A 10,834-nucleotide genomic window follows, 5' to 3' on the forward strand; every position below is an offset into this window, starting at 1 on the left:
TCCCTGGATGCACCATGACCGATTTCATCACGTCCACCTCGCCGATTCGCTTAGGTCTGCTCAGTCCCTTGACGGGCTTGGTTTCTATCTATGGCCAAGAGATTGTTTGGGCTGGGCAGATTGCGTGCGCTGAAGTCAACGCCGCTGGCGGCGTATTGGGGCGACCGCTCGAACTGAGCGTCGCCGATGATGGCAGCTTGCCGGAAACCGCTGTGCCTGCTGCCGAACGCCTGCTAGATGAATCCGGCTGTGTGGCGCTGATTGGGAATTTGCTCTCCAATTCACGCATCGCGGTTGCCAGTCAGGTCGCTGATGTGCGACAAGTGCCCTATCTGAATTTCTCGTTTTATGAAGGCAGTATTCACAGCCGCTATTTTTTCCATTTTGCCGCCCTGCCGAATCAACAAATCGACCGCATGATTCCCTACATGGCCCGCGCAATTGGGGCCAAGATGTTTTTTGCTGGCAGCAATTACGAATGGCCGCGTGGCTCAATTGACGCCGCACTGCGTGCGCTGCGTGAATGGGGCGGCGAGGTGGTGGGCGAGGACTATTTTCCATTAGGCCAAGCGCCAATTGATGAACTGCTCGACCGCGTGCGCTATTCGGGGGCGGATGTGTTTGTGCCCTATTTTGTCGGCTCCGAACAGGCGCAATTACTCACGCGCTTTGCCCAGCTTGGATTACAACGGCGTATGGCGGTGGTCATGGGGCATTATGACGAGGCGATGGCCGCAACCCTTGCGCCAGAGGTGCGCGACGGGCTGTACTCGTGTAATACCTATTTTATGGCGCTCGACACCCCCATCAATCACCGCTATCTCCAAGCACTTGCGACACTGCCGGACGTTACCGGCCTGTGGCCGACTGGCAATGGCGTGTTGACCAATTTTGGCGAAGGCGTCTATCTGTGTGTGCAGGCATTTGCGCACGCGGTCAATCAAGCTGGTTCGCTGCAAACAGATGCGGTGCTGACTGCCTTAGAACAGGTCACCATCGACGGCCCACAGGGAACCGTGTGCATGGATGCCGCAACCCATCATGCCCACGTCAACACCTATTTGGCACGCGGCACGCTGGACGGGCGTTTTGAGATCGTGACCGCCTTTGGTCGCCTGCCGCCGCATATTCCCGAACGCTATCGCGCCAACGCACAGCGCACGTCTCAGCTCCCCGACCCGCAGCCAGCGGCAGCTGCGCTCGCGGCGACCGCGACCGACACCACGCACGACAGCATTCTTGCCAACATTGATATTGGCGTGCTCGCTATCAGCGCCGATGGGCTGATTGCCGAGGCCAATCGACGCGGCGCGGACATGTTCGGCTACAGCGTCGCAGAGTTACTCGGGCTGCCGCTGCACGCATTGATTCCGCCGCAATTTCGTTCAGCGCATGCTGGTCATATCGCACACTTTTTGCAGGAGCCGATGGCCGAACGGCGTATGAGCGAACGCTCCGAACTGAGCGGGTATCGCAAAGATGGCTCTATATTTCCGATTGAAATTTCACTCTCACAGTTACGAACCGGCACGCGCACCCTGATTATTGCGACCCTGCTCGACATCACCAACCGCAAACGCGCTGAAGAAGAATTAGTGTGGCAGGCGATTCACGATCCGCTCACTGGCCTACCTAATCGCACTTTGTTTCAGGAACGGCTCGAACGCGCACTGCGCCGCTCAAAACGTCAGGGCGCAAGCGTTGCGCTGCTGTGTATTGATTTAGATGGGTTTAAGCTCGTCAATGACAGTCACGGCCATCAAATTGGTGATGAATTACTCAAAACCATTGGGCAACGCTTAGTCGATCATGTGCGTCCGGGCGATACCATTGCCCGCTTAGGCGGTGATGAATTTATCATTCTTTGCGAGCAGATTGACGCACCTGCGACGGTCGCCGGTCTCGCGGATCGGATCAATGATTTATTGCGCGAGCCGGTCACTATTTTAGGACAACAATTATTTGCGACAGCCAGCATTGGATTAGCCATTGGTCACGGCACCACGCATAGCGCCGATGATTTATTGCGCAATGCTGATTCAGCGATGTATCAGGCCAAAGAACAAGGCCGCGATGGCTGGCGATTTTTTAGCGAAGAAATTCACGAACAAGCCCGCCGCCGTCTCGATATTACCAATGGTTTAAGACAAGCCATTGAGCGCGATGAATTTCAAATTCGCTTTCAGCCGATTCTCTGTGCGCAGTCGCAAATTGTGCGCGGTGCGGAATTACTCTTGCGCTGGTTTCCGAGTGGTGGCGAAGTCTCACCCGCGCACTTTATTCCGATTGCTGAAATGAGCGGCTCGATTGTGCCGATTGGCAAATGGGTGTTTCAACAAGCCTGTTTCGCTGAAAAACAGTGGCGCGATCAATTTGGCACTGAAGCGCCCTATGTGAGCGTGAATGTCTCGGCGCGTCAATTAAATGACGATGGGCTGGTTGATGAATTTCGCGCCATGCTCACCGCAAGCGGAGCCGATCCCGAGCGGATTGTGCTGGAATTAACGGAAACCTCGCTGATGAGCGATGTGATTTTTAATCTCAGCGTGCTGCATCAATTAGCCAGTTTAGGGTTGCGCGTCGCAGTCGATGATTTTGGCACCGGCTATTCATCTTTAGCGCAATTATTGCGCTTACCGCTGAGTACGCTCAAAATCGACCGCGAATTTGTCGATGGACTGGATAAGCGCCATGATAGCCGTGCGATTGTGCGGGCGGTCTGTGGTATGGCGCGAGCGATGAATCTCAAGGTGATTGCTGAAGGCGTAGAAAATGCCAGTCAGTTTGGCTATTTGCGTGATCTCGGCTGTGATTATGTGCAGGGTTTTCATTTTTATCGCCCGCTGCCGCCGGATGAATTTGTCAGCTTGCTGCATGAATCGAGCGCCGCTGGTCGTTTAGTGACATCGGATGATTTGTATTCGCTGCTCTATGTTAGTCAATCCGTGCGCCCAATGAACGAAGCAGAATTAAAAACGCTGCTCGATGGCACACGCGAACTCAATCGTGCTCAGGGCATTACCGGCTTTTTATTGTATTTTAATCAATCGTTTATGCAAATACTTGAAGGCCAACGCTCGCGACTGCAAGCTGTCTGGGAGCGGATTCGCCGCGATCCACGCCATCATAATTTGCGCATTGTTTTTGAGGGCGGGATTCAACAACGCGCATTTGTTGGCTGGAGTATGGGTTTTCGAGATATTGAACATATTCGCCCGGGTTCGCTCTTTCAGGGTCAATGCGGACGTGCCATTGATTTTCTGGAAATGGCGCAAGATCCGCGAGTCTGTTACAACTTTATTGTCGCGTTTGCACCGGAAACCCAGTCGTTACCGACGAATTGGGATGGTGGGCGTGATGATCCGAGGCGTTGAATATAAGCTGCCAGCTATCAGCTTCCAGCCGCCAGCTTATCTGGTTACGAAGCGTCAGCTTCTCATCCAAAATAGCTGGAAGCTGGCGACTGAAAGCTAACAAACACCCCCCACTCACTTGAGGAACGACATTCGTGCTCAAAAAAGATGTTATTTCAACAGACGATATCCTGTTGATTCTCTGCACTTCGGTTAAACGGGTGCTGTCAGCGGCGACCAAAACTCAGATTGAGTATTCGCCGATGGTGCAAAAAATTACCCGCACCTGTCTGCGACCCGATATCGGCTGTTTTGTGCTATTCGATGGCGGCTTTTCTGGCTTGGTCATCATCAATTTCTCGGCGCAATCCGCAATGGAACTCTATCGCGCCTATATGATGAGTATGGGAATGCCCGAATCGGAATTAGCGACCCGCCATACCTCAGAAGAAGTCGGCAATATGCTCGGCGAGCTGATGAATCAAATTGTCGGGGATTTTACTGGCAAGATCGGAAGTGAGCTGCTGGTTTCGATCAATCAAAATCAGCCCAAAATGCTCACGATCAATAAAGAAGTCTTGGTTAGTATTGATACGAATCTCGATCAACCCCAAGCGCGGCGGGTGGCGTTTTCAACTGCCGGTCATAATGTGTTTTATATGGAGCTGGCGATGGATCGCACTAAGTTTATTAAGCTCCATGACTTCGAGAGCGAAGAAATCAATCCTGATCGCATCGTCGAAGAAATTAACCAGAAAAACTTAGCCGCGCAATCATCATCTGCTCCGCAAAATGCCAATCAATCGCTCGTCGATCAAGATTTGCTCGACGAGCTAGGAATTTGACGCTGCGTTAAATAGCAGTCATATAAAATGATCGGGCGCGATACATTAGCGCCCGGTCATCACCCGCGCCCGCGCAATCAGTTCGTCAATTTCACGCTCGGCGGCGGCCCAATCTTCCGCATCATGGCCCGGGGCAAAGTTGCGTTTTTCAGCTTTGTAATAGGCTGCTTCGCGGATCATATCTTGGCGTTTTTCTTCTGAAACTGTCGCTAATTGGCGCAAACTACCTTGATGATCGGAAAGCTTGGGCGGCGCGGCGGCGGCACTGGTTTTGCCACGTTTCGCGCTTGCCGTCGGCGCAGCGGATGCAGTCTTGCTGGCTGCTTTCGTGGCGCGTTTGGGTGCGCTGGTCGCTTTGCTGGGGTGCGCCGCTTGAGCAGCGGGTGCGGCAGGGGTCGCGGGCGCGGGCGCAGACGGGGCGTGCTCGACCGCTTTAGGTGTGCTTGCTTTTTTCGCTGCGGTTTTTTTGGTTACGATCTGATTATCAGCCATGTCGTCGCTCGTTTTTTCGATTCGGTTGGCATGTTGTATAGCATACACAACAATTCTGGGATACGGCGGGTTTATAACGGTTTGTGCCTGAGTTGTCGCACTGTTATCAGTGCCAAGCAGCGTGACTGACAGCATTGATTGGGCCGTGATTGACCCGCTCGCCGCTCACGCTCCGCTCAGGGTGCTGCCGTATCCGCATCAGCTCCATCGCCGGATTCTGCCTCTGGTTCGGCGACCAAACGCGGCAACTCGATCACAAAGCGGCTGCCGTGTCCGGGTTCGCTTTCTAGCTCAATCTGCCCGCCGAGTTTGCTCACCAGCCCATGCACCACCGATAACCCCAGCCCGCTGCCTTTGCCCGGCGCTTTGGTGGTGAAAAAGGGATCAAATACCCGCTCGCGCACCTCGGGCGTCATGCCTTCGCCGTCGTCGCTGATGGTCAGGCGCAACCATTCTGGCGTTGCGTGTGCCGCGTCGGCGGGCGCTGGTTTGGGCGCAAGCTGGATGTCGATATGGCCGCCGCTCGCGCCCAGCGCATCGGCAGCATTGATGCACAGATTCATCACAATTTGCTGAATTTGACTCGGCTCGGCCAGCACCCACGCGGCATCGAGTTCGGCGGTAAAGGCGACCCGCGCATTGACCGGCAGCGATGCGCGGAGCAGCGTCAGGGTTTCATCGACAAGCGCGATCACCTCGACCGGCACCGGCGCGTCGGTCAGATCGCGGGCAAAAGCAAGCATCCGCGCAATCAGATCGCGGGCGCGAAAGCTGGCTTGTTGAATATATTGCACATGACGGCGACCGGCTGATTCGGGAGCCAGATCATCTTCAAGCAGCTCGCTAAAACCGAGAATCGCGCCGAGGATGTTATTGAAATCATGGGCAATGCCGGCGGCTAGGGTGCCAATCGCTTCGAGGCGGCGCGATTGTTCGAGCCGCGCATTCACCAGCGTCATGGCGCGGTGCTCAAGCTGTTCACGAAACGCCAAGCTATAGGCCATCGACGCTTCCATCAGCGGCGCGGTAACGCGAGCGGCGACCTGTCCGAGTGGCAAGCTGGGATTGGCTTGTGCCAGATGCAGCAAGGCTTCGTGATGCAGTTCACCGACCTCTTCGAGCGGAATTTCGAGCGCAATCAGATCGCGCCCCAAATCAGAGGCTTCGATCAGCGCCATTTCCAGTGTGATCGCATCTTTCGCAAACACGGCTCGCTGTAAAACATCGGCATAAAGTCGGGCGATGTCGTGGCGCGATGACGCAGAAACGAGTTCGGATTCAACCATGACGATAGAGCAACAGGCTGGCATCGTCACGCACAGTGGCCCAGTGTTCGAGCCACTGTGCGGCGAGTTGGTCAGAGGGTGGGTGGAGAGCGTGCGGCACGGCGTCGAGAAAGCCGGCATTTTCCGGCAAGCCATCGGAAAACATCAGCAGCCAATCGCCCGCTGTCAGCGCGAGCTGTTCGAGGCGCAGGCCATCGAATCCGGCCCCAACGATCCCGCGTGCTCCGCTGAGGCGTTTGGTGCCCTGCGCCTGTTGGAGCACGGTGCGAATATTGCCGACTGCGGCTTGTACGAAACGTGAGGCGGTCAAATCAATATCCACCACCGCCAGCGCCACCCCGCGTGTATCTATCAGGGCGCGGTCGCAGTGGTCAAACAGGGTGTTGAGATCTAGGTCAAGATGGGCGCTTAACTCGCGCATCACGCGGGTTGCCGCCTGATGCGCGGCGCTGCCGTGACCTAAGCCATCGGCCAGCGCCAGCCGCCAGCCGTTCGGTTGTCGCCAACAGCCAATTTGATCGCCGCAGACCGGCTCGCCGGGCAGTGGCCGCAGGGCGCACCCGATTTGCGCCACAGGTTGAGCCAGCGGTGTTACCGCCATTTGATCGCCCGCACGCGCACCCCGCCGCTCGGCACTGCTTCGAGGCTAAAGGCATCCATCAAGCGTTTGACACCGGGTAGACCACAGCCCAGCCCCGAGCCGGTGCTATAGCCGTCGGTGAGCGCCAGTTCGGGATCGGCGATCCCTGGGCCGCTATCCTCGACGATCAGTTCCAGACCGATGACGGTTTCACCCGTCGCATCAAACAGCGCATTGGCATAGAGCCAACCGCCGCCGGCATGGAGCCGCGCATTATTGGCCAGCTCCGAGGCAGCGGTCGCGATGTGATAGGCGGCACTGCGCGAAAAGCCTAAGCGTTCGGCTAACTGACGTGCTTGACGACTGGCGGCCATCACATCCGATTCCCAATGAATCGGCAGATAGACCGCTGTCTCATAGCCGTAGGGAGTTGGCCAATGCAGCGGTGGTGGCACCACGCAATCCTGTATCAACAACATACCGGTAGCCGTTATCCACGTTTGATGAGAGCGATGGTGATGCGTGTTGCTCCGGGTGCGGATTGGATCTCAAATTCATCGACCAGACGGCGCGTGCCCGGCAAGCCTGCGCCTAATCCACCGCTGGTGCTGTAGCCGTCGCACAAGGCCTGCTCCAGATCGGGAATGCCCGGCCCGTGATCTTCGATACAGACGCGGATGCAGCGGTGTGTACCCTGCGAGTCGTCGGCGATGCTGCACTGACCTTCACCAGCGTACTGGATGACGTTGCGGGCCAGTTCTGACACCGCCGTGGCGATGCGCGTCTGATCGGCCTTGCCGAAGCCGAGACGCTCGCAGAGTTCACGAGCGGCATGACGCGCCGTGACGATATCGAGCATGGAGCGAATCGGCAGGCGCTCAGTAGCAAAATGCTCAGACATCCTCGTCCTCGATAAAGCGGGTATCGCCCCGCTTGGCGATGCGACGCTTGAGGATTTCGAGGGCTTGCGCCAAGTTAAACGCGCAATCGGCCCCGAGCAGGCCGCGCCCCATTTCGATCAACGTCAGGGCAACAAAGGGCTGAATGCCGCAGATCACCACCTCGGCCCCGAGCAGGCGCACCATGTTAGCCGTATCGTTGATGACCCGCGCCATGTACGAATCGACCACATCGAGCGCGGTGATGTCGATAGCGACGCCCAGTGCCTCGATTTTGGCCACGCGCTCGACGAGATCGGATTGAAACTGCATCGCGTCGTTGTCGGTGAGATCGACTTGAATCGACACCAACACAATCCGCTCCAGCTCCAGAATCGGGATCCTCATAGCTGGCGCTCGCTATTGAGCGGCGCAATACGCCGCTCGACAATCAACAGCGCCTCGGCGATGCCAGCGCGGAGCGTGGCGCGGCTGACGACATCGGCAAAGCGGATGCCGAGTTTAGTGAGCGTTTGCGCCCCTTCGGGACTGATGCCGGTCATCACGATGCGCGTTCCTAACAGTCGCGCCGCGTCGATAGTTTTCATCAGATGTTGCGCAACACTGGTATCGAGCACCGGCACGCCGGTGAGATCGAGGATCGTCACCCGCGCTTCATGCTCGGCGATGGCTTCGAGCAGCCGTTCGGTGACTTGACGGGCACGCAGGGTGTCAATCACACCCACCAGCGGCAGCAACAGCACCTGATGCCAGAGTTTCAGCACTGGGGTCGAAAGTTCAAGCAGCGACAAGCTTTGCTCGGTAATCAGTCGTTCGCGGATGTCCACAAAGGCTTTGAAGGCAAAGAGTGACAGCGCATCAAACAGCCGATCCAGCCACAACAACGATTCGACGACCGCATCGCTGCTGAGATCGAGCGCGAGCAGAGCGCGTGCCAGCCGTTGCTTGAGCGCCAACAGTGACCCGACGGTTTCCGACGGACTCGCCAGTTGCCGCGCCTGCTCGGTGACCAAGCGGTTGAGATAGCGCCCAAGTTCGCTATCGGGGTCGAGCATGAAATCGTGAGCGTTGGGACGCTCGGCCAGCGTCGTCAGAACCGCATCAAACAGCGATTCGCGCTGCGCATCAAGGCCGGGCGGATGCGGGGAATGCCGGTCAACCGCTGCTGCCAAATGCTGCAACCAGTCGGTGAGAATCTCAGCGCGGTGCTCGCGTTGGAGGCGTTGAAAGGCAGTATTCATATTAAAATCATAATTCCTAAAAAGGCGCAGGGATGGTTCGCAGTGCTGACCCTAATCTTAGACCATTTCTGGCGATGAGCGGGATGGTGTGTTGAAATTAGACAGGATTGACAGGATTTCTCAAGATTAACAGGATTTTTTAAAAAATTTATAGCTTGTTAATCCTGTCATAATTTTGTCAATCCTGTCTAATCCTCTTCTTTCAGAATAATTCAATATTCGGCGGCCCACTGCTGGCACCATTTGCGCTGATTGGTGAGCGTGCGTGCAATGATTCATCTTCTAAATATTCCACATGCAAATCATTCAGCGCATCGGGAAGTGTAAGCAGACTATCCGATGGCGCTCCGGCAGCCACTAATAACTCCGAGCGCCGACGCATCGTGACCTGAAGCCGTGCTAATCGCTGCCCAACCACATCTTGATATTGCAAAATACCAAGCATATCGCCGATTTGTTCAGCTAAACTGGTATTGTGCTGGGTGACAACCGAGAATAGCGTTTTGTAAAACTGACGCATATCTTCATAATTATCACGCAGACGATGTACCGAACCGACAACATGCGTTGCTTGCTCAAGTTGTTGATCGGAGTCACTGAGAAAATTCAACTCCATACTGCGCTCAACGGCGCTGAGAGCTTTATTTAATCCAGCTTCGATACTATTAGCCGCTGCTGTGGCGCGACTGGCCAGCGCCCGCACTTCACCGGCAACCACTGCAAAGCCGCGCCCCGCTTCGCCCGCCCGCGCCGCTTCAATCGCGGCATTGAGCGCCAGCAAATTGGTCTGTTTGCTGATGTCTTTAATTGAAGTTGCCAGCCCTTCTAATTGACTGATGTCTTGGATAATCGCCTGAATCGCATTCATATCATTGCGAATTTTAGCAGGCAATTCTTGGACAAACCGCGCAATTTCGCTGATATCATCAACACCAGTAGTAATATCCTGCTCCATCTCCGTAACATCCATGTTGGAATGATGCAGATAATTGAGCAATGTGCTGGCTGAATCATTTAAGCGCGTGGCGCGACTAATAACATCAAGCGCCGAATTTTCGGTATCGTGAATGGCTTCAGTAATGCGTTCATCAAAGGCATGATCGAGCGCCGCTAGTTGCAGCAGCGACGCAGAACCAGCCTGATGCCGTAATTCATTGTCTTGGAGCGTGGCATCAAAGCTATCAAGCGCTTGGCTCATCGCACCGGTGGTGCGGAAATTGAGCCGAAAGACAAACCAGCCGACGAGAAAATTAGTCGCAAGCAGCGTACTGCCAACCAGCAAGGCTTCTAACAGCCCTTCGTCGATGTCGTGTTGTGCGGATATCAACGCAATCCAATCATTCGTTTGATACACCAATAGCGATAGCACGAGGGTACCAATGAGGGTCAGGGCCGCCATTACCCGCCGCAAGGCACGCGACTGGGCTAGGGTCGCTTCAATCAGAGAACGACGCGGCTTGACAAACGGCATAACGACGCGCCCCTATTCTTTTAAGCGCCGGGTAACACTTGTTTGATGACCTTGACCAAATCAGCACCGCCCACCGGCTTAACCAGCCAGCCGGTCGCGCCGATTTGTTTGGCCTCATCGCGCTTGGTCTGCTGGCTTTCAGTCGTCAGCGCCAAAATCGGCGTAAAGCGCAGTCCGGGCAGGGCGCGGGCGTTACGGATAAAGTCCATGCCGCCCATATTGGGCATATTGATATCCGTGATAATCAAATCAGGCTTGACGCCAGATTTGAGTTTATCAAGCGCCTGCACGCCGTCACCGGCGGTCTCAACCTTAAAACCAGCCATTTCGAGGCTGGCTTTCAGGCTCATCACCATCGTCGCTGAATCGTCAACAACCAGAATCGTTTTAGACATGGGGGGCGTGTTCCTCAGACAACAAAGCGGCCTGTAGCCAGTCAGCAAGGGCAGCATGACGTGGCCAGGCACTAATTTTGGGTCGAGCGGCCAACAGCACTTGCAAGCTGGCCGCGTGGACATGGGTACAGTCAGTCAAATCAAGCTGGCCGCGTGGATGCTGGATCAGCCATTCGAGCACGGTTTCAGCTTCTTCGACACTCAACAGCTCGCGGGCAATCAGGGTGCTGTCGCTCAGTTCAATCGCCATCGGCTCGCGGTCTCCCAGTCAC

General features: G+C 55.6%; 12 protein-coding genes. 2 read left to right on the forward strand and 10 right to left on the reverse strand.

The features are described 5' to 3' along the window. Positions 1–14: 14 nt before the first annotated feature. Both BLW10_RS01140 and BLW10_RS01145 read left to right on the forward strand, forming a co-directional pair. Complete coding sequence (locus tag BLW10_RS01140) at positions 15–3,374, forward strand: ABC transporter substrate-binding protein (RefSeq protein ID WP_091331656.1); 3,360 nt, start codon at positions 15–17, stop codon at positions 3,372–3,374. A 134-nt stretch (positions 3,375–3,508) separates the two neighbouring features. Continuing rightward, a complete protein-coding gene (locus tag BLW10_RS01145) occupies positions 3,509–4,198 on the forward strand; it encodes a DUF3334 family protein (protein ID WP_091331658.1) in 690 nt (229 codons plus the stop codon). 45 nt (positions 4,199–4,243) lie between these two features. Here the strand turns inward: BLW10_RS01145 and BLW10_RS14085 are convergent, their stop codons facing one another. The 10 genes from BLW10_RS14085 to BLW10_RS01195 form a co-directional block, all read right to left on the reverse strand. After that, positions 4,244–4,690 carry a DUF2934 domain-containing protein gene (locus BLW10_RS14085; protein WP_218139681.1) on the reverse strand — a complete coding sequence of 149 codons (447 nt, stop codon included), beginning with the start codon at positions 4,688–4,690 and terminating at the stop codon, positions 4,244–4,246. Positions 4,691–4,866: 176 nt separating this feature from the next. Continuing rightward, positions 4,867–5,976, reverse strand: a complete 1,110-nt coding sequence (locus tag BLW10_RS01155) for a sensor histidine kinase (protein ID WP_091331660.1) — start codon at positions 5,974–5,976, stop codon at positions 4,867–4,869. Beyond that, positions 5,969–6,550 carry a SpoIIE family protein phosphatase gene (locus BLW10_RS01160; RefSeq protein ID WP_245709043.1) on the reverse strand — a complete coding sequence of 194 codons (582 nt, stop codon included), beginning with the start codon at positions 6,548–6,550 and terminating at the stop codon, positions 5,969–5,971. The genes BLW10_RS01155 and BLW10_RS01160 overlap by 8 nt, the downstream gene beginning before the upstream one ends. A gap of 17 nt (positions 6,551–6,567) precedes the next feature. Next, on the reverse strand, positions 6,568–7,035 hold the full coding sequence (locus BLW10_RS01165) for an anti-sigma regulatory factor (protein ID WP_143116982.1): 468 nt from the start codon (positions 7,033–7,035) through the stop codon (positions 6,568–6,570). Between the two features lie 11 nt (positions 7,036–7,046). Next, complete coding sequence (locus tag BLW10_RS01170; RefSeq protein ID WP_091331664.1) at positions 7,047–7,457, reverse strand: anti-sigma regulatory factor; 411 nt, start codon at positions 7,455–7,457, stop codon at positions 7,047–7,049. After that, a complete protein-coding gene (locus tag BLW10_RS01175; RefSeq protein ID WP_091331666.1) occupies positions 7,450–7,842 on the reverse strand; it encodes an STAS domain-containing protein in 393 nt (130 codons plus the stop codon). Before BLW10_RS01175 ends, BLW10_RS01170 begins: the two co-directional genes overlap by 8 nt. Next, complete coding sequence (locus tag BLW10_RS01180) at positions 7,839–8,696, reverse strand: STAS domain-containing protein (RefSeq protein ID WP_091331668.1); 858 nt, start codon at positions 8,694–8,696, stop codon at positions 7,839–7,841. Before BLW10_RS01180 ends, BLW10_RS01175 begins: the two co-directional genes overlap by 4 nt. 202 nt (positions 8,697–8,898) lie before the next feature. Next, positions 8,899–10,167 carry a methyl-accepting chemotaxis protein gene (locus BLW10_RS14375; RefSeq protein WP_091331669.1) on the reverse strand — a complete coding sequence of 423 codons (1,269 nt, stop codon included), beginning with the start codon at positions 10,165–10,167 and terminating at the stop codon, positions 8,899–8,901. 20 nt (positions 10,168–10,187) lie between these two features. Beyond that, positions 10,188–10,562: a response regulator gene (locus tag BLW10_RS01190; protein ID WP_091331671.1), complete on the reverse strand. Its 375-nt coding sequence runs from the start codon at positions 10,560–10,562 to the stop codon at positions 10,188–10,190. Beyond that, complete coding sequence (locus tag BLW10_RS01195; protein WP_091331672.1) at positions 10,555–10,812, reverse strand: hypothetical protein; 258 nt, start codon at positions 10,810–10,812, stop codon at positions 10,555–10,557. Before BLW10_RS01195 ends, BLW10_RS01190 begins: the two co-directional genes overlap by 8 nt. Positions 10,813–10,834: the final 22 nt, after the last annotated feature.

The sequence above is a fragment of the Allochromatium warmingii genome (genome assembly GCF_900107145.1).
In the GTDB taxonomy this organism is placed as follows: Bacteria; Pseudomonadota; Gammaproteobacteria; order Chromatiales; family Chromatiaceae; genus Thermochromatium; species Thermochromatium warmingii.